The sequence below is a fragment of the Candidatus Albibeggiatoa sp. nov. BB20 genome, from assembly GCA_016744725.1.
GTDB lineage: Bacteria > Pseudomonadota > Gammaproteobacteria > Beggiatoales > Beggiatoaceae > Albibeggiatoa.
The window spans coordinates 1-19502 of the sequence record JADGDW010000085.1 but is presented as its reverse complement, the minus strand read 5'-3'; the positions used below and the strand labels follow the sequence as shown (position 1 = coordinate 19502).

General features: G+C 39.5%; 17 protein-coding genes and 1 pseudogene. 5 read left to right on the top strand and 13 right to left on the bottom strand.

Going from position 1 to position 19502, the window contains the following annotated elements; genetic code table 11:
* The 13 genes from ABXH34_RS10730 to ubiD all read right to left on the bottom strand — a co-directional run.
* Positions 1-1317: glutamate synthase small subunit GltD family protein (locus ABXH34_RS10730; RefSeq protein WP_353571880.1), on the bottom strand; the 1317-nt coding region annotated here is incomplete at its 3' end.
* Positions 1318-1548: 231 nt separating this feature from the next.
* Positions 1549-1707 (bottom strand): hypothetical protein, encoded by a 159-nt coding sequence (locus ABXH34_RS10725; RefSeq protein WP_353571879.1) that lies wholly within the window; start codon positions 1705-1707, stop codon positions 1549-1551.
* 15 nt (positions 1708-1722) lie between these two features.
* Positions 1723-2106, bottom strand: coding sequence for a Uma2 family endonuclease (locus tag ABXH34_RS10720; protein WP_353571878.1), 384 nt, complete (start codon positions 2104-2106; stop codon positions 1723-1725).
* Between the two features lie 59 nt (positions 2107-2165).
* The gene (gene infB / locus ABXH34_RS10715) at positions 2166-5258 is read right to left on the bottom strand and encodes a translation initiation factor IF-2 (RefSeq protein ID WP_353571877.1); all 3093 of its coding nucleotides are present in this window, start codon (positions 5256-5258) and stop codon (positions 2166-2168) included.
* A 76-nt stretch (positions 5259-5334) separates the two neighbouring features.
* The gene (nusA, locus tag ABXH34_RS10710) at positions 5335-6843 is read right to left on the bottom strand and encodes a transcription termination factor NusA (RefSeq protein ID WP_353571876.1); all 1509 of its coding nucleotides are present in this window, start codon (positions 6841-6843) and stop codon (positions 5335-5337) included.
* Between the two features lie 34 nt (positions 6844-6877).
* A complete protein-coding gene (rimP, locus tag ABXH34_RS10705; RefSeq protein ID WP_353571875.1) occupies positions 6878-7333 on the bottom strand; it encodes a ribosome maturation factor RimP in 456 nt (151 codons plus the stop codon).
* Positions 7334-7808: 475 nt separating this feature from the next.
* The gene (locus ABXH34_RS10700; protein WP_353571874.1) at positions 7809-8483 is read right to left on the bottom strand and encodes a lysozyme inhibitor LprI family protein; all 675 of its coding nucleotides are present in this window, start codon (positions 8481-8483) and stop codon (positions 7809-7811) included.
* 74 nt (positions 8484-8557) lie between these two features.
* Positions 8558-9514 carry a glutathione synthase gene (gene gshB / locus ABXH34_RS10695; RefSeq protein ID WP_353571873.1) on the bottom strand — a complete coding sequence of 319 codons (957 nt, stop codon included), beginning with the start codon at positions 9512-9514 and terminating at the stop codon, positions 8558-8560.
* Between the two features lie 226 nt (positions 9515-9740).
* Positions 9741-10481 carry a lysophospholipid acyltransferase family protein gene (locus ABXH34_RS10690; protein ID WP_353571872.1) on the bottom strand — a complete coding sequence of 247 codons (741 nt, stop codon included), beginning with the start codon at positions 10479-10481 and terminating at the stop codon, positions 9741-9743.
* A complete protein-coding gene (locus ABXH34_RS10685; protein WP_353571871.1) occupies positions 10465-11235 on the bottom strand; it encodes a GNAT family N-acetyltransferase in 771 nt (256 codons plus the stop codon). Before ABXH34_RS10685 ends, ABXH34_RS10690 begins: the two co-directional genes overlap by 17 nt.
* Before the next feature lie 146 nt (positions 11236-11381).
* Positions 11382-11693 carry a thiosulfate oxidation carrier complex protein SoxZ gene (gene soxZ, locus ABXH34_RS10680; protein WP_353571870.1) on the bottom strand — a complete coding sequence of 104 codons (312 nt, stop codon included), beginning with the start codon at positions 11691-11693 and terminating at the stop codon, positions 11382-11384.
* Between the two features lie 17 nt (positions 11694-11710).
* Positions 11711-12166: a thiosulfate oxidation carrier protein SoxY gene (gene soxY, locus ABXH34_RS10675; protein ID WP_353571869.1), complete on the bottom strand. Its 456-nt coding sequence runs from the start codon at positions 12164-12166 to the stop codon at positions 11711-11713.
* 231 nt (positions 12167-12397) lie between these two features.
* Complete coding sequence (gene ubiD / locus ABXH34_RS10670; RefSeq protein WP_353571868.1) at positions 12398-13885, bottom strand: 4-hydroxy-3-polyprenylbenzoate decarboxylase; 1488 nt, start codon at positions 13883-13885, stop codon at positions 12398-12400.
* 539 nt (positions 13886-14424) lie between these two features.
* Here ubiD and ABXH34_RS10665 point away from each other — a divergent pair.
* The 5 genes and pseudogenes from ABXH34_RS10665 to ABXH34_RS10645 form a co-directional block, all read left to right on the top strand.
* On the top strand, positions 14425-14682 hold the full coding sequence (locus ABXH34_RS10665) for an AbrB/MazE/SpoVT family DNA-binding domain-containing protein (protein ID WP_353571867.1): 258 nt from the start codon (positions 14425-14427) through the stop codon (positions 14680-14682).
* Positions 14676-15002, top strand: a pseudogene (locus ABXH34_RS10660) (type II toxin-antitoxin system PemK/MazF family toxin). The gene ABXH34_RS10665 and the pseudogene ABXH34_RS10660 overlap by 7 nt, the downstream one beginning before the upstream one ends.
* A 79-nt stretch (positions 15003-15081) precedes the next feature.
* Positions 15082-18525, top strand: a complete 3444-nt coding sequence (gene mfd / locus ABXH34_RS10655) for a transcription-repair coupling factor (protein ID WP_353571866.1) — start codon at positions 15082-15084, stop codon at positions 18523-18525.
* 47 nt (positions 18526-18572) lie between these two features.
* A complete protein-coding gene (locus tag ABXH34_RS10650; protein WP_353571865.1) occupies positions 18573-18803 on the top strand; it encodes a hypothetical protein in 231 nt (76 codons plus the stop codon).
* Between the two features lie 349 nt (positions 18804-19152).
* Positions 19153-19502: type I restriction endonuclease (locus ABXH34_RS10645; protein WP_353571864.1), on the top strand; the 350-nt coding region annotated here is incomplete at its 3' end.

Here is a 19502-nt window from a genome sequence, read left to right as displayed (position 1 = left end):
ATCACCACCTGCAAAGATTTTAGGATTAGTAGTTTGATAAGCAAAATCACTATCAGGTGCGGCCTTAACCCGGCCATTGTCTAACACTTCAATACCGAAATGACTAAACCATGGTGCAGGACTTGGACGGAAGCCAAACGCGATTAATACCACATCGGCTGGGACAATTTCTTCACTGCCTTCAATGACAACAGGGCTACGGCGACCACGTTCATCAGGTTCACCTAATTTTGTGGTCGCAAGTTTAATTCCCTCTACTTTGCCATCGCCGACAATTTCAATTGGTTGACGATTCCATAAGAAATTCACGCCTTCTTCTTTGGCATTCATTACTTCACGTTTAGAACCGGGCATATTGGCTTCGTCACGACGGTAGGCACAAGATACTTTTGCAGCACCTTGTCGGATTGAAGTACGGTTACAATCCATCGCGGTATCACCACCACCCAATACAACTACACGCTTGCCTTTGACATTAACAAATTCATGGTCGCCGTTCCAACCTTCTTGATGGTTAATATTGCCAATCAAGAATGGTAACGCTTTGTGCACGCCTTGTTTGTCTTCACCGGGAAAACCACCTTCCATATAAGAGTATGTGCCCATGCCTAAGAACACTGCATCATAATCCTTAATTAATTGTTGGAAAGGTATGTCTTTGCCAATTTCGGTATTTAATACGAATTCTACGCCCATGCCTTCTAAAATTTGGCGACGGGTTTGAACCACTTGTTTTTCTAATTTGAATGATGGAATACCAAATGTGAGTAAGCCACCAATTTCTGAATAACGATCATAAACAACTGCATTTACACCATTGCGTACTAAAATATCAGCACAAGCCAAGCCTGCAGGCCCTGCACCCACGATAGCCACTTTTTTATCCGTTGCAACCACTTTGGACATGTCTGGCCGCCAGCCTAATTTATACGCTTCGTCAGTGATATATTTTTCAACTGAACCAATTGTGACCGCACCAAAACCATCATTCAATGTGCAACTGCCTTCACATAGGCGATCTTGCGGGCAGACGCGACCACAGATTTCTGGCAATGAGTTGGTTTGATGGGATAATTCAGCCGCTTCAAATAAATTACCTTCTGCAACCAATTTTAACCAATTTGGAATGTAATTATGGACTGGGCATTTCCATTCACAATATGGATTACCACAGGCCAGACAACGCTCAGCTTGATGGGCTGCATCGTCATCACCAAATTGACCGTAAATTTCATTCCAGTTTTTGATACGAATGCGACTTGTAGTCTTTTTTGGGTCTAAACGGGGTAAATCCAAAAATTGAAAGTGATTACTCATACTTTTCCCCTAAAAATCAATAGAATTCTTAGTTTATTTTTATTATTTTTTGGTGATATAGTTAATTTTATATTCTAGAAATCAGTGATATATTTGTCATTATTTTAAATATTTCACAACTGATTTTCCCCACTCACTTTCTAAAAAAACGTCTTGCTATTATGATCCCATCATACTGTTATAATAAGGTATATTTTCTATATTCATTTTATAAGCTTCATCCAAACCAATTCATAATTCAGTTCTCACATAAATATCGCTAACCGCCATTTTTAAATCCACAGATTTCAACATCAATTTATCATTTTTACTAAAAACACTTAAATCCCAGCTTTTTGCATCTAAACGTTGATAAAGCATGATTTCACATTTATCTTGAGCGACAATCATATATTCCTGCAAACTTTATATATTTTTATAAGACAGTAATTTTTCTCGTTTATCAATTTGTGCCGTACTCGGCGATAATACTTCAATAATAATTTGGGGTTGGGTTAAATAATATTTGTTATCATCTTTTGAGTCACAACCAACAACCACATCAGGATAATAAAATGCGTCGGCGGTTTCGACTTTCACCTTCATACTTTCAATGAAAACATGGCAATGAGCGGGTAAATGAGCTAACAATTTTGCGTATAAATTACCTGCAATAAAGTTATGAATACGACTTGCACCACTCATGGCATAAACATGACCTGCAACATATTCATGCTTAATCTCAGAGTGCAATTCACCCTCAAGATATTCGCTATGACTAATCAATGTGACAGGAGCATGTAATCCCATAATAAATTCCTAGAAGTCAAACAGTGATAGAGCCAAACTCCACCACTGTTAAATCACTATTAACTCAATGTTCTAGCAACTTCAACTCGTTCAAACACTTCGATTTGATCACCGACTTGAACATCATTGTAGTTCTTAACACCGATACCACATTCCATACCTGATTTAACTTCATTAACATCATCTTTGAAACGACGTAATGATTCTAATTCACCTTCATAAATCACGATATGGTCACGTAATACACGGATTGGATTGTTACGTTTAACCTGACCTTCAGTCACCATACAACCTGCAACCGCACCAATCTTAGGCGAACGGAACACATCACGAACCTGAGCAATACCAACAATTTGTTCTCTAATTTCAGGGGCTAACATGCCACTAATAGCTGACTTGACTTCATCAATCGCTTCGTAAATGACGCTGTAGTAATGTAAGTCAATATTCTCTTCAGCAATCAAACGCTTAGCACTACTATCAGCACGCACGTTGAAACCGATAATAACCGCATTTGAAGCCACTGCCAAGTTAGCATCAGACTCGTTAATACTACCCACGCCACTGGCAATAATATTCACTCTGACTTCTTCATTAGAAAGCTTGCTGAGTGAATCTTGTAACGCTTCGCTTGAACCATGTACATCCGCTTTGAGCACGATATTGAGTGAATTGACCGCACCTGCTTGCATTTGTGAAAACATATCTTCCAGCTTAGCTGCTTTCTGACGGGCTAATTTCACCTCGCGAAATTTACCTTGACGGAATAATGCAATTTCACGTGCTTTGCGTTCATCTGGTACGATAATCGCCTCATCACCTGCCCCCGGAGTCCCTGATAAACCAAGTACTTCGACAGGAATTGAAGGCCCTGCTTCATCAATAAGTTGGCCGACTTCATTCAACATCGCACGTACACGGCCATATTCTTGACCTGCAAGTAAGATATCACCTTTTTTCAACGTACCGCTTTGAATCAATACCGTTGCAACCACACCACGTCCTTTATCTAAACGTGATTCAACCACAACACCTTGTCCTGGTCCATCTGCTACTGTTTTCAGTTCTAAAACTTCAGCTTGTAACAATAAGGTATCTAATAAAGCATCAATGCCTTCACCTGATTTAGCAGAAACATGAGCAAACATATTTTCGCCGCCCCATTCTTCTGAAATCACTTCATGTGCAACGAGTTCTTGTTTAACACGCTCAGGGTCAGCATCCTCTTTATCAATTTTGTTAATAGCAACCACGATGGGTACGCTTGCTGCTTTCGCATGTTGAATTGCTTCAATGGTTTGAGGCATAACACCATCATCCGCTGCAACCACTAATACAACAATATCAGTCACTTTCGCACCGCGAGCACGCATTTGAGTAAACGCCGCGTGTCCTGGTGTATCTAAGAAGGTAACCATGCCGTTATTAGTTTCAACGTGATATGCACCAATATGCTGGGTAATACCACCCGCTTCACCTGCTGCCACACGTGTTTTACGAATGTGATCTAGTAAAGAAGTTTTACCATGATCGACGTGACCCATAATTGTTACGACTGGCGCACGATGTACCGCTTCACCAAGCTCAATACCTTGTAATAACTCTTCTTCCAAGGCATTTTCTTTCATGAGAACAGGTTTATGTCCCATTTCTTCAACAATAATCGCAGCGGTTTCTTGGTCAACCACTTGGTTAATGGTCGCCATTGAACCTAAAGTCATCATAGTCTTAATAACTTCAGCTGCTTTAATTGACATTTTCTGGGCTAAATCACCAACGGAAATAGTTTCAGGGACATTCACCTCATACACAATTGGTGCAGTTGGTTTAATAAATCCATGTTGCGTCGGTTGATCAGAACGATTGGATTTTCTGCCTGCCTTCTTACGATTACGTTTATGTAAGGTTTCGCCGCCGCTGCGTAATTCTTGCTTGGCATACTTACTTGACTTATCGTCTTTGCCAACTTTGCCTTCTTTACGAGGTTGTTGCTTCGCTACTACACCACGTTTTTTCTTAGCCGCCGGTTTCTTATCATCTGAAAAACCACTGCCTGCAGGTTTATTCGGTGCTGAACCTGTAGGCTTAGCATCTGTTGCACCCGCTGGTCTAGGTCTGGTGGTAGAAGTAGAAGGACGACTTGGACGATTTCCATTGCTGTCACTACGTCTTGTATCAGTGCCTTCAGTACCCGGTTTACGGCGATTATCAGGGCGAGCTGCTCTATTACCTGATTTTTCTTTAGGTTCTGGTTTTGGCTTCGGTACTTCTTTAACAACTTTAACTTCTGCTTTAGGACGATTTTCTTCTTTCTTCGTATCTTTAGCAGGTTTAGGACGTTTATTACGCGCTTCTGTTTCTACTTCTTTACGACGTTGCTGTTCTTGGCGTTTGGCCTTTTCAGCTTCGTCACGTTTCAAACGTTCTTCTTGTTCACGCTTTACATTAGCTTCAATTTCGGCTAAATGCTCAGCACCACGCTTAGCTCGTTTATCCGCTTCTACATCAGCACGTTTCTCTTCTTCTTCTTTAGCTTTTTCAGCGGCTTTTGCTGCAATAGATTCAGCCATTTTTTGACGGCGCGTTTCTTCGTCATCATCTGTTTTAACTTCAGTGTTGTCTAAGGAAGGAGCTGGAATAGAACGACCTAATAAGCCACCACCTACACCGGGCACACTGCTAGACCCTAAAGGAGAAGACGAAGTTAAACCACTAATGCCTCCTCCACCCAAGCCACCTGTTAAATTACTAGGTGCACCTGTGGGTAATGCGTTTGATGAGCCTGTTAATGAAGAACCTAAGTCGTTTTTGAGTTTAGGTTTTGAGCCACTAGGCTTAACATAAGTGCGTTTTTTTCTTACTTCAACACTCACTGTTTTCGCTTTGCCACCTTGTGAACTAGGTACTTTAATCTCACTATGACTTTTGCGTTTTAGGGTGATTTTATTTGATTCTTCGTCAGATATATTATCCAATGTCGTATCTTTGCCGTGAATATGGCGCAAATGGCCTAAAAGTTGGCGTTTTTCCTTGTCATTAATATTATCATCAGCTTGTTTGGCTGATAAGCCAGCATCGCCTAATTGCGATAATAGACGCTCTAGGGGAATTCCTACAACGTCGGCAAATTCTCTAACAGTCACTTCACTCATTCTTCAATTCTCCTTCGTGTTTGTCTAAGACACAGATTTCAGCCTAAATAGATACAGGTATTGAGAGTATTTTTGCCTAACTTCCTCCTGCTTCTGTGTCTTCTGCAAACCAAGGAGCGCGTGCTGTCATAATCAGTTCACCAGCTTGCTCTTCAGTCATGCCTTCTACATCCATCAAATCATCAATGGATTGTTCAGCTAAGTCTTCCATGGTGGCAATGCCAATTCCAGCCAATGCTTGCGCCAGCTCATCGTCCATGCCATCCATGTTGAGTAAGTCTTCAGCGGGTTCAACTACTTCGTTGTGTTCTTCGCTGGCAATCGCTTCAGTCAGTAAGGCATCACTGGCACGGTTGCGCAACTCATTGACAATATCTTCGTCAAAGTCTTCAATTTCAAGCATTTCTTCAATCGGTACATAAGCTATTTCTTCAACCGTTGAGAAACCTTGTTCAATCAACAATATGGCAATGTCTTCATCAACATCCAATTGTTCCATAAATAAATCTTGTACAACTTGTACTTCTGCTTGATTTTTCTGCTCTGCTTGCTGCTCGGTCATGACATTCAATGTCCAACCTGTGAGCTGACTGGCTAAACGTACGTTCTGTCCATTACGTCCAATTGCTTGCGAAAGTTGGTCTTCACGTACTGCCACATCCATGCTATGGGCTTCTTCATCGACAATAATCGAGACCACATCCGCTGGAGACATCGCATTAATCACGAATTGGGCTGGGTTTTCATCCCACAAAATAATATCTACCCGTTCGCCTGCTAATTCGTTAGAAACCGCTTGAACACGAGAGCCACGCATACCCACACATGCGCCAACAGGGTCAATCCGTGGGTCATTGGTTTTAACGGCAATTTTAGCTCTTGAACCGGGGTCACGTGCTGCACCAATGATTTCTAAAAGCTCTTCATTAATTTCAGGCACTTCGATGGTAAATAATGCAATCAATAATTCGGGAGCAGTACGGCTTAGGAATATTTGAGGGCCACGTTGCTCTGGACGCACCGCTTTTAAATAGCCACGAATCCTATCACCGGGGCGTACCGATTCACGTTGGATCATGTCATCACGGGTAATTAAGGCATCAACATTTGCGCCTAAATCAACCACGATATTGCCGCGTTCTATCCGTTTAACTGAGCCGCTAACAAGTTCGCCTTGTCTATCTTCATAAGCTTGTAGAACTTGGGCGCGTTCTGCTTCACGGATTTTTTGTACAATAACCTGTTTAGCTGTTTGAGCACCGATACGATCAAAGCCTACGGATTCAATCGGTTTTTCAATCACTTCACCTGACTCAATCGCAGGTTTTTCTTGCTCTGCATCTTCTAGTAAGATTTGTTTATCTGGGAATTCAATTTCATCAACTACCGTCCAACGACGAAATGCGGCATAACTCCCATTGACACGATTAATTTCAACCCGTGCATCAATTGTATTGTTATAACGTTTCTTCGTTGCACTGGCGAGTGCGCATTCTAAAGCATCAAATATAATTTCTTTATCAACGCCTTTTTCATTTGATACTGCATCTACAACCAGTAAAATATCTTTATTTGATTTGCTCATGATATTCTTTTTTTATTCCTTATTGAATAGACTGTTAAATCTCAGGGATGAGTTTAGCTTTGTCTATTTGTTCATAAGGCAGGTTGTATTCTGTCTGTTCTGCCAACACCACAATCTCATTATCCTCTATACGAAGTAATGTACCTGAAAAATTACGTCGTTCTGCTAAGGGACGGGTTAAACGAATTTGTACTTGATGTCCGATAAAACGCGCAAAATGTGCTTGTGTCACCAACGGTCTGTCTAAACCCGGTGAAGAAACCTCTAAGGTGTATTGACCTTGAACGGGGTCTTCAACATCCAGCACACCGCTGATTTGATGGCTCACAGCCTCACAATCCTTGATTGTAATACCGTCAGACTTATCAATAAAAATACGGATCAATTGCGCACCTTTTCGACCACGAGAGAGGCGTTCAACGCCAATTATTTCGTAACCAAGTGCAGTAATCGTCGGTGTGAGTAATGTTTGTAAATTTTTGTCAAACAAGGTTCAATTCCATCATTAATTTTGAGTATTAAAAATGATTGGAATAATACGATGGGAGGCTAGATATTATGGGTTTTGGTGATTCATAAAAACGAAAAAAGGGCGCGAACGCCCACTTAACCTATGACCCTAAACCACTAGTTTTTGTGCACACACCTGCGAGCACAAGCATTCAAATCTATCTAATGGCTTCTTTTACCGCGAAAAAAACCCCGATCGACGGGGCTAATTAAATACTACATCGTATTTATTCCAAACAACTCACTTGCCTATAGTTTAGAATATCTTAGCTAAACTCGCAACCATTAATTCACATTGGGTGTTTGTTTTATATTACAGTAGTGGTATAGTGGTTAAGTTTTGCTATGCTCGATGACTGCGCCTCAGGCTGAATATAATATCTTATTACAGAAATTCCATTGAAATTAATAAGATAACAGTTCCAACTTGTCGTGACGAAAGCAATGCGCTTAGCCTATTGTTCTATGCGCTGATATTTCTCAATTCCACCTTCTTTTTCGTACAAGGTTAATACCTTATTTTCTAATGTTGCTTGATTGTACAAATACAAAATATCGCCTTGCTCATTAGTCAACATCAATTGCCCATCAGCAAATTGCCAACTGCCTGATTCAAATTGTTGCTCATTTAATGTTGAGAAAAATAGAGCTTCTCCATCAATGACTTGAAAGTTTAATGTTACACCATACTCATCTGTTTGGCTTTTCCAACGCCCTATCAATTTTTGACCAGATAATGATCTGTCCAATGTTGCATACGCTGCATAATCCACAGGCGTGTAGCCAATAAACAAATGTGAATAAATATTTTGTAGTTCGCCTGTACGTAACTGGGTTACTTGGGCTAAACACAGATTTTTCATTGTCAAATGGTCTTCGCTAGACTCCGAAACTTGATGTGCACAGTTGGCATCACGAAAAGTCAACCATGCGATTTGTGCTTGCTTGAGCTTTTGTTTTTGACCCTTATTGAGTTCTTTGCGAATTGATTTGTAAATTTTATTTAATGCTGCATCTGCTTCTTGATTAGCCGTGACGGCACAAGACTGTTTATCTTGCACATTGTCGATTTCATTGCATAAGGCATGAGCAAAACTAGGGATGAAAAACAACCAATACAACCATTTCATGGTGATTCCTATGGGTCAAGTGAATATCAATATTATAGCAATTGCTTGCTGGATTTTGTGATAAAAGACAAGTATTATGCCGCTAAACACTGTTCAATAGCATCCATTAACTGACCTGCAATATCCAATTCAAATTGGCGATCTAACTCACGAATACAAGTCGGGCTCGTTACATTAATTTCGGTTAAATAATCACCAATCACATCCAAGCCGACAAATATCAAGCCTTTTTCACGTAAAGTTGCGCCCACTTGCTCACAAATCCAATAATCTCGTTCGCTCAATTCAATTCCTTCACCACGCCCTCCAGCAGCTAAATTGCCACGGGTTTCGCCTTTTGCGGGAATCCGTGCCAAAGCATAAGGAATAGGTTTACCCTCAATTAACAGAATCCGTTTATCGCCTTGAATAATTTCAGGAATAAAACGTTGTGCCATAATAAAACGTTGGCCATATTCGGTTAAAGTTTCAATAATAACTGAGATATTGACATCATCATGCTTAACTCGAAAAATCGACGTGCCACCCATACCATCTAATGGCTTTAAAATAATGTCCTGATGCTGAGCTAGGAAATCTCGAATAAGCGGCGCTTGGTTAGTGACTAAATTGGGCGGACAACATTGAGGAAACCATGCGGTATAGAGCTTTTCATTAGCATCACGCAAACTTTGCGGTTTATTAACAATCAACGTTCCTCGTTTTTCTGCTTGTTCGAGGAGGTAAGTTGCAATAATATATTCTAGATTAAATGGTGGGTCTTTGCGCATCAAAACCACATCTAATTCATGCAGTGGCTGCACCGATTCATTGCTGAGGCGATACCAGTTATTGGGATTATCGGTGACTTCAACTTGCTGCATTTTGGCACTGGCTTGACCATCGCGCAAAAATAAATCAGACATTTCCATATAATAGAGTTGCCAGCCTCTGGCTTGAGCCGCTAATAACATGGCAAAACTGCTGTCTTTCTGTACTTTGATCTGTGCAATTGAGTCCATGACGACACCCAATTTAATTACGGGTTTCATGATGTTATCCTAAACAGTGAGAGCAGGACGCGCAGTCCTAGGGCATTAGAAATATAGAATTTCACTTGTAACTGTATTTTTCTCGTTCCACGCAGTGCATGGAATGAATCATAGATACATCTGCGTCTTAATATTTCTTATGAACATTGGCGCGTCCTATCAGATGACGACGTGGTGCGTTGTCACAAGTTAAATCGTATTCAACGCAAAGAATAGACGTTATTTTTCATAAATCTAAAGTTTGACGAATTGATTGATATGATGCTTCCGATAGTTCGCGGCGGGTTTTTCCAGTCGTTTCAATCACCGGACAATAATGAATATCCAAAGTCACACTCGGCACTGCAAATAAACGCCAAACATGTGCCACAAAGCTATCATCATCAATAAAAGGCGCGGTTTGACTTAATTGTTGATTTTCAGTGTAACGCAGAGCAATAGGTTGAATATTAACCCCTGCATCCATTCCCGCTTGAAACATCCGAGCAAAAAAACGTTTAATATCAGTACCATTAGTAGTTGTTCCTTCAGGAAATAATAGTACATGTTGTCCAGATTGCAGCAATGAGACCATTTCACTTGAGGCAATTTGCATCGCATTATTACCACGTTTGATATACAAAGTACCAACTCGGGTCGCCAACCAACCAATCACTGCCCAATTACGTACTTCTTGTTTTGAGATGAAAATAACGTGAAATGTGCCCAATAAGGAAAAAATATCTAGCCAAGAAATATGGTTAGAAATAAATAAAGTGGGTACTGTTTCACGCTGTCCATGATAACGAATCCGCACACCGCAAATCATCATTAAGATGCGACTCCACGTTGTGACAATCCAAGGCGGCAAAAATTTCGGTAACAATGGATTTAACCATGGGGCATAAGCAAGAAAGGATAAAAGAAGACCTAAAATGATATGAATAATCAATAGCGGAAAGCGAATCAGTCTAAACAGCCATGACATTGTTTAATTCCTGAGCAGCACGATTAAAAAAATGTTTTAAATAGCGTTTTTGCAAACTTTCAGTAGATACGATAATAAATACATCAGCCACTTTAAAATGTTGATCCCAACATGGATCACCACAAATTTTTGCACCCAAGCGAATATAAGCTTTTAATAATGGCGGAATATCTACTTCTTTATTTTGGGAAGTAATGGATTTATCTAGTGGAACTTTGGGTATTACCCGCATGGTTTCATCCGAACCATAATCTTGTAGTAATTGATTAAATAAAGGTAACCAACTTGAATCAGGTAAAGGAATACTGGCACAACCCATTAAGTAATCATACTGATGCTGAACCATAAAACGTGCCAAACCTGACCATAATAAGGTCATGACTGAGCCGCGACGGTGCTCGGCATGAACGCAAGTACGTCCAACTTCAATAATACGCCCGTTGATTTGATGAATACGGGTTAAATCAAATTCAGACTCAGAATAATAACCACCTGCGGCTTCTATTTTGTCAGAAGTTAAAATACGCGTACAACCAATTACTTTTTGTGCCGTTAAATCACGTACTAAAATGTGACGGCAAAAATCATCATAACGGTCAACATCGTGTAAAGGAATTGGGGTGTCTAATTTTGCACCTAATTCCTCAGAAAAGATTTGATAACGTAATGCTTGAGCTTCACGTATTTGCTCAGTGGTCTGGGCTAAAACTACATCATAGCGAGGTTTCTTTTTGGGTGTGTTATCCGCACTCATCACGCCCCCTAAAATTCAGTTAGTCTTGCAGATTAACATGGAATCAATATGCTTCTCAAGTCATCTATTCACAAAAAAACCCCGTAAGCATTGTACCTACGAGGCTTTTAAGCTGCTAAAAACGAGGGTATATATTTGAAGCTACATTATTTAATTTCTGCTTCAATTGTTTCTGATTCGTCTTTATTATCTTTCCAAATGATGGTGACTTTATCACCCGATACACCACCCTTAAAGTTAAAAGAGAAATAAGGATTTTTAGAAATACCACCTGTCCACTCACTTTGCATTACAACGGTGTCATTGTGTGCACAGCTTACTTCTTTGATGTAATGAGCAGGGATTTTTTCACCTGTTTTCTTGTCTTTACGCGATCCTGTTTCCATAGGATGCTTGACTAATACTTTAACTTGCGTGATGCCGTTTTTAAGTTTAGCCCGTACTTTGGTTTTTGCCATGCCTTATCTCCTTGTCCTTAGCCGCCACAACCGCCGATAGTTACTTTTACGTCTTTACTAGCGTAAAGTAATTTACCGTCAGCTTTTACGATGGCAGCAATGCTACCTGTTTTACCCATTTTCACGCGAGTAGAAAGCAAACCAGCACTACCATTAGGGAAGCTAAATTTTGCAATGAAAGGCGCAGGGTTACTAGGCGCAATTAAGGTGATTTCCTCAATATTTTCTAAATCGGCAGTCACATCAACAGGCACTGAAGCTCCATTTTCTGCAATCTCAGGGGCTTTAATCGTAATTTTATCACTCACTTCTGCAGCAACATCAGCTCCAAAAGTTTCAGTAATAGCAGCTTTTAACTTATCTGCATCAGTCGCAACAGCAGCTTCTTCTGCTAATACGACATGAGGCAACAAACTTGCACCAACTGCACCTGCAAGTGTTGTTTGTAAAAACGTTCTACGAGGGATAGTCATTAATTCTTGTCCTCCATACTTATTGTATTGCTCATAAATGAGGCAATGAATAGCATACCGTAAGCGTGAAAATTTTAAAACAACTAAAATAGATGGGTTTTTAACAGCAATAAAGCAGTCCACTCTAGCACAATCGATTTGTTTTTACTGGGATAATTGTATTATCTGTCACCTGTAAAACGCAATAATTGTTAACATAAGTTTTAATAAATCTTTTTATAGGCTTATGAATCAATTTTTGTTAGCTGAACTTGAGAAAATGTTTAATTCATCCCAAATTGAATCTATTTTTTGCTTGATTTCAGCATTCATACTAATTGGTGTACCCCATTCTCGTTGGGTTTCACCTGGCCATTTATTGGTTGCATCTAAACCCATTTTGCTGCCTAAACTTGCAGTCGGTGAAGCAAAATCTAAATAATCAATCGGGGTATTTTCAATTATCACCGTATCCCGTGCAGGATCCATACGGGTCGTCATTGCCCAAATTACATCTTGCCAATTACGCACATCAATATCATCGTCGACCACAATCACAAATTTAGTATACATAAATTGACGTAGAAACGACCATAAACCCAGCATCACCCGTTTTGCATGACCTGGATATTGCTTTTTGATACTAATCGCGGCTAAACGATAAGAACAACCTTCTGGTGGTAGGTAAAAATCAACAATTTCAGGGAACTGTTTTTGTAAGATTGGCACAAACACTTCATTCAATGCCACACCTAAAATGGCAGGCTCATCAGGTGGACGGCCCGTGTAGGTGCTGTGATAAATCGCTTGGTTGCGGAAGGTCATGCGTTCGACTGTAAACACGGGAAAGGTTTCAACTTCATTATAATAGCCTGTATGATCGCCAAAAGGCCCTTCTGGCGCGGTTTCTTCAGGATATAGATAACCTTCTAAAATAATTTCTGCGGTCGCAGGAACTTGTAAATCATGAGTAATGCAATCAGTCAATTCAGTTCGACTACCACGTAGTAAACCTGCAAACGCATATTCGGATAAGGCATCAGGAATCGGTGTAACTGCAGCTAAAGTCGTCGCAGGGTCTGCACCAAGTACCACCGCGATTGGGAATGGTTTTCCGGGATTGGTTTGCTGCCATTCTTGGAAGTCCAATGCACCACCACGATGTGATAACCAGCGCATAATCAGTTTATTTTTACCGAGTAATTGCTGGCGATAAATCCCTAGATTTTGTCTGGTTTTATGTGGGCCTTTGGTGACGACTAAACCCCATGTTAATAACGGAGCTACATCTCCCGGCCAACAAGTTTGGATCGGTAATTGGGTTAAATCGACCCCATCGCTCTCAAGAACATTTTGTTGACATACGGCTTTTTTCTGGGTTTTGACAGGCATATTCATGACTTGTTTGAACATTGGGAATTTTTCCCACAAGTCTTTAAATCCCTTAGGCGGCTCTGGCTCTTTCAAAAAGGCCAGTAATTTACCTACTTCACGTAATGCGCTAACGGAGTCTTGCCCCATGCCCAAAGCGACTCGTTCAGGGGTTCCAAATAAGTTAGCCAATAATGGCATATTGGAATCAAGTGGATTTTCAAATAACAATGCAGGCCCTTGCGCACGTAGAGTACGATCGCAAATTTCTGTTATTTCAAGTTTTGGATCAATCGGTTGAGCAATACGTTTAAGTTCACCGCGTTGCTCTAGTTGTTGGATAAAATCACGAAGGTCTTTGTAATGCATTCTTTTATCAATTAACAATGAACAGTAAGCAATTATCAGTGATTGACCTGTAATTATCAATTGCTTGAGGTAGGGGAGTACAGGAGATAGATATTACCGTGAATTCCATATTAATTATTAGTGTAAAAAGAGAGTTTATGAGGATTCATAACATATTATATAGAATTGACTATACTCTCTAAATGTCACTAGGATAAGAGATAATATTCAGGAGTTTTTTTAGATTTGGATATATTGCATAGCTTTGATTATGTTTTTGAAGTACATCGCTGTATCTTCGTCAATACAAAAGAATTCAGCACCAAGTTTGAAAAATCATAACATAGTCAATTCAGATTAAACTGTTACCTTATTATTAAAATCTAAATGAATCGCCTCGAAAAACACTTGAAATTTCAGTATAATTTCACCTTTCTCGCATCATCAAATACAATCAATCATGATGGATTATACTGACGCACTCGACTTACAAGTTTGATTGAATTTAGAGAGGAAGAGAAATGAATCAACTATTGAAAAGCAATTAAGGTTAAAAAATTATGGCTTACCTAATTTCAATTGGTTACGCACAAGGTATTGAAATACCTAAACCATTAATTAAACAGGCTCATCTTGAAGGTGTTGATTTAGAACTGAAAATTGTAAAAGAGGGTTTGTTAATTACACCACAGAAAAAGCCAAGAGAAGGCTGGAAAGAAAATATAGAAGCTCAATTAGTCGCTTATGGTAAAGAATCAGTTGATAAAGAGTGGTTAGACGCTGACTTAAACAAAAAAGATGAAGAAATAGAATGGTAAAACAAGTACAACGTTTTGAAGTCTGGCTAGTGGAACTTAACCCAACCAGAGGTAGAGAAATCAATAAAACGCGACCTTGTATTGTCATTTCACCTAATTAACTATCAGCGTTATCAACAGTCATAGTTGCGCCAATGACAACGAAAGGCTTTACATATCCCTGTCGTGTAACAGTTAAGTTTCAAAATAAAGAGGGACTCATTCTACTTGACCAAATGAGAGCAGTTGATAAATCTTGCCTAGTTAAATGTTTAGGATTTCTTGAAAAAGCGACACAACTTGAATTATGTGATTGTTTGCAAGAAATGTTTGCATTTTAACCTATCTTTCTAAAGCTCGAAAAACACTTGAATTTTCAGTATAATTTCACCTTTCTCGCATCATCAAATACAATCAATTATGACGGATTATACCGACGCACTTGACCCGCAGATTTCCATCAAAGTAGGGCAACGTCAAGACTGGGGCAATTTAACAGGCTCAAGCATCAGCCTTGTACTCAGCCAATTGGCGCAAAAACATTGCCTGATCGTTATCACGCCTGACAGCCTCAGCGCACAAATCATCAATGAAGAAGTGCAATTTTATGCAACCGATGAGATTAAAGTGCATCATTTTCCTGATTGGGAAACCCTGCCTTATGATGTCTTTTCCCCGCATCAAGATATTATTTCTGAACGTCTGACCACCTTATACGAATTGCCACAGTTAAAAACGGGGTTGTTGGTGCTGCCAATTACCACTTTGATGCTGCAATTGCCTCCTGTGGATTATGTCAGAACCCAAGCCTTATCATTGAAAATCGGGCAAGAATTTAATTTAACTGAATTTAGACAACAGCTTATCAGTAGCGGCTATGAAGATGTATCCGAAGTTAAAGAACATGGACAATTTGCAGTACGCGGCAACATTCTCGATTTATTCCCAATGGGCAGCCAACAACCCTACCGAATTGATTTATTTGATGATGAAATTGATACTATTCGTATTTTTGACCCAGAAACCCAATTAACTGTTGAAAAAATAAAACAAATCAATCTATTGCCCGCCAAAGAATTCCCATTACACAAAGCAGCAATCGATTTATTTCGTGCGCAATGGCGTGGCAGTTTTGGCGGTGATCCAACCCGTTGCCCCGTGTATCAAGATGTCAGCAGTGGTTTGGCCTCAGCAGGGATTGAATATTATTTACCACTGTTTTTTGAACAAACTGCCACTTTATTTGATTATTTGCCTAAAAATAGTGTCATTGTTACGGTTAAATCGGTTATTGATGAAGCCGAGCAATTTTATCAAGAAGCCAATCAGCGTTATGAATTATTGCGCCATGATATTGAACGGCCTATTTTACCGCCTAAAGATTTATTTTTACAATCAGGACAAGTATTTGCTGAATTTAAATCCTATCGCCATATCCATGTAACCCAATCCAAACAAGAAAAAGCGTGTCGAGTTAATTTTGCAACTCAAACCCCACCCAATGTCCAAGTTGATGCGCGTCTAAATAATCCAATTGAGAAATTACAACAGTTTTTAGATAAATTTGATGGAAAAGTGCTGATTACCGCAGAAACCACAGGGCGGCGTGAAACGATTTTAGACTTGTTTGCTAAGCATGATTTAAAACCTAAAATTGTTGATGATTGGCAAAAATGTTTAAAATCTAAGCAAAATTGCTATTTAAGCATTGCATCCTTACAACAAGGTTTGTGGTTAGATACGGATCAACCACTTGTATTAATTACTGAAACTCAACTGTTTGGTGAGCGGGTTTCACAGCGACGTTTACAAAAGAAAGCCAATCGAGACTCAGACAGCATTATCCGTAATTTGACCGAGCTGAACATTGGTGCACCCGTCGTGCATGAGGAATATGGCGTGGGACGTTATCAAGGTTTGATTAACCTCAGTGTTGGTGATATGCCTGCGGAATTTCTGCAATTAGAATATGCCAATCAAGATAAATTATATGTACCCGTTTCTGCGCTGCATTTTATCAGTCGTTTTACAGGTGCAGACCCAGAACATGCACCATTGCATCGTTTAGGCAGCAATCAATGGGAAAAAGCCAAACGTAAAGCAGCTAAGCAAGTCTCTGATGTAGCAGTGGAATTATTAGATATTCATGCCCGTCGTGCGATGCGTAAAGGCTACGGTTTTCAGTATGATGAAGACAGTTATGCGGGTTTTTCCTCTACATTCCCATTTGAAGAAACCCCCGATCAGCAACAAGCAATTGATGCGGTATTAGCCGATATGCACGCTGAGCAAGCAATGGATAGATTAGTCTGTGGCGATGTGGGTTTTGGTAAAACTGAAGTGGCGATGCGAGCGGCATTTATCGCGGTCAATGATGGAAAACAAGTGGCGGTACTCGTACCCACGACCTTGCTTGCACAACAACATTATCAAAACTTTTTAGATCGCTTTACTGATTGGGCAGTCAAAGTTGAGCAATTATCACGATTTCGCACCAAAAAACAACAAAATGAGTCTTTAGAGCAGATTGAAAAAGGCAATGTTGATATTGTGATTGGCACGCATAAGTTATTGCAAGATAGTATTAAATTTAAAAATTTAGGCTTGGTTATTATTGACGAAGAGCATCGTTTTGGGGTCAAGCAAAAAGAACAGTTTAAGAAGTTACGTTCTGAAGTGGATATTTTAACGTTGACCGCCACGCCGATTCCACGTTCTTTGAATATGGCATTATCCAATTTACGTGATTTATCGATTATTGCCACCCCGCCATCCCGTCGTTTAGCAGTCAAGACTTTTGTTAAACAATGGCAAGATGCCATGCTGGTCGAGGCAATTACGCGAGAATTAAAACGTGGTGGACAGGTTTATTTTTTACACAATGAGATTGAAACCATTGAAACCATGGCGCGGAAACTGGACACACTTGTACCTGAAGCACGGGTTGAGTTTGCTCATGGCAAGATGCGAGAACGTGAATTAGAACAGGTGATGCAGGATTTTTATCATCGTAGATTCAATGTGTTAGTGTGTACTACGATTATTGAAACGGGGATTGATGTGCCTAGTGCCAATACGATTATTATCAATCGAGCGGATAAATTTGGTCTGGCGCAGTTGTATCAATTGCGGGGTCGGGTCGGGCGTTCACATCATCGCGCCTATGCGTATTTGATTGTGCCACCGAAAAAAGTCATGACTAAAGATGCGGTTAAACGTTTGGATGCGATTAGTGGCATTGAGGAGTTGGGGATGGGCTTTACTTTGGCAACCCATGATTTAGAAATTCGGGGCGCGGGCGAGTTGCTCGGCGATGGACAAAGCGGACATATTCAGCAAATTGGTTATAGTTTGTACACGGAATTGCTGGAACGTGCGGTAAAAGCTTTGAAAGAAGGTAAACAACCTGAATTAGAAAAACCGTTGACCAGAGGCACGGAGATTGATTTGCATACGCCTGCGTTGTTGCCGAGCGATTATTTACCCGATGTGCATACGCGCTTGATTATGTACAAACGGCTTGCGAATGCGGAAACAGCAGCGATTTTACGTGAATTACAAGTCGAGATGATTGATCGTTTTGGTTTGTTACCTGACCATGCTAAGAATTTGATACATATCACCGAATTAAAATTAAAATCCACTCCGTTAGGGATTCGGAAAATTGATATTGGTTTGGAAGGCGGATATTTCTTGTTTGAAGATGAACCTAATATTGATCCGATGAAGTTGGTGCAATTAATTCAGAAACAGCCGCAAAAATATAAATTAGAAGGTCAGCATAAATTACGTTTGATGTGGGCGACGGGGGATTTTGCTGATAGATTGAAAGCGGTTGATAGTGTTTTGAATATGTTGGGGTAAGAGTTTTCTGCTATGCTGGTAGGACACCTTTTCTGGAGAATGAGTTTATGTATGCTATTGAGTTTGAAACAGATATTACAAGCCGTTTTATTGAGATTAAAGATTATGAATCTTTCAAAAACAAGCATGTCAAAGTGATTATTTTGGCAGATAGCAAGGAAAGCAGTGTAACAACGGAAGATATTGCTTTAAAAAATCTCTTTAAACAGGCTAAAAATATTAAAACCAGTGAAAACATTAATATTGATCGTCTAAGTCAAGAGATGAATCATGTTTAGATATAGAAACTTTGGGATGATATGAAATTAACATGCTGATTTTAAAAGCTTAATAGTTGAAAATTTCTTTGGTTTATTAAATTTTCATTCCAAGATGTCTATTCTTAAAGATTAACGAGGTCATCATGTCAGCACAATTAGACATACCAATATCTTGCTTTTGAACATGAAGAAGAATAGGAAAAGCAGGCGTTTATTGACGGCATCATTTAGCAGATTTTAAGCCTAAAATTAATACTGCGAAAGACAGTAAATAGTTTCAAACCCATTCTATATTTAAAAAAAGTAAAAAATGAGATAATATGATTAAATAAATATAAATAGCGGCTTTACTACTTGGTTTAAGATAATGAGTCAGATAAAAAAATTTTCGCCTGATTACTGCAATAATGAAAGAGAAGTAGAAAGTAAGTTAATTGTCAGTTATTTATTACCTGCTTTGGGTTACACAATTGATACTTGGTATCAGGAAAAGAAAGAAAATCGTTTTCGGTTAGACTTTTTAGCTTGTCCTGTCGATAGGGAAAATAAATCTGTCCCCAAAGTTGTGATTGAAAGTAAGCATCCTTGTAAACAACTTAACGATCATTTACCACAATTAGAAAATTATATGCTGGGATTGGATATCCAGTATGGTTTATTGACTAATGGCCGAGAAATTAGAATTTATTCTAAAGTCAATAGTAAAGACATTATTTT

Coding starts and splice junctions, on each gene's coding strand:
- ubiD (WP_353571868.1), bottom strand. CDS start 13,885: ATGCATTACAAAGACCTTCGTGATTTTATCCAACAACTAGAGCAACGC.
- soxY (WP_353571869.1), bottom strand. CDS start 12,166: ATGACTATCCCTCGTAGAACGTTTTTACAAACAACACTTGCAGGTGCA.
- ABXH34_RS10690 (WP_353571872.1), bottom strand. CDS start 10,481: ATGTCATGGCTGTTTAGACTGATTCGCTTTCCGCTATTGATTATTCAT.
- infB (WP_353571877.1), bottom strand. CDS start 5,258: ATGAGTGAAGTGACTGTTAGAGAATTTGCCGACGTTGTAGGAATTCCC.
- ABXH34_RS10685 (WP_353571871.1), bottom strand. CDS start 11,235: ATGAGTGCGGATAACACACCCAAAAAGAAACCTCGCTATGATGTAGTT.
- soxZ (WP_353571870.1), bottom strand. CDS start 11,693: ATGGCAAAAACCAAAGTACGGGCTAAACTTAAAAACGGCATCACGCAA.
- ABXH34_RS10665 (WP_353571867.1), top strand. CDS start 14,425: ATGGCTTACCTAATTTCAATTGGTTACGCACAAGGTATTGAAATACCT.
- gshB (WP_353571873.1), bottom strand. CDS start 9,514: ATGAAACCCGTAATTAAATTGGGTGTCGTCATGGACTCAATTGCACAG.
- ABXH34_RS10720 (WP_353571878.1), bottom strand. CDS start 2,106: ATGGGATTACATGCTCCTGTCACATTGATTAGTCATAGCGAATATCTT.
- ABXH34_RS10700 (WP_353571874.1), bottom strand. CDS start 8,483: ATGAAATGGTTGTATTGGTTGTTTTTCATCCCTAGTTTTGCTCATGCC.
- nusA (WP_353571876.1), bottom strand. CDS start 6,843: ATGAGCAAATCAAATAAAGATATTTTACTGGTTGTAGATGCAGTATCA.
- ABXH34_RS10725 (WP_353571879.1), bottom strand. CDS start 1,707: ATGATTGTCGCTCAAGATAAATGTGAAATCATGCTTTATCAACGTTTA.
- mfd (WP_353571866.1), top strand. CDS start 15,082: ATGACGGATTATACCGACGCACTTGACCCGCAGATTTCCATCAAAGTA.
- ABXH34_RS10650 (WP_353571865.1), top strand. CDS start 18,573: ATGTATGCTATTGAGTTTGAAACAGATATTACAAGCCGTTTTATTGAG.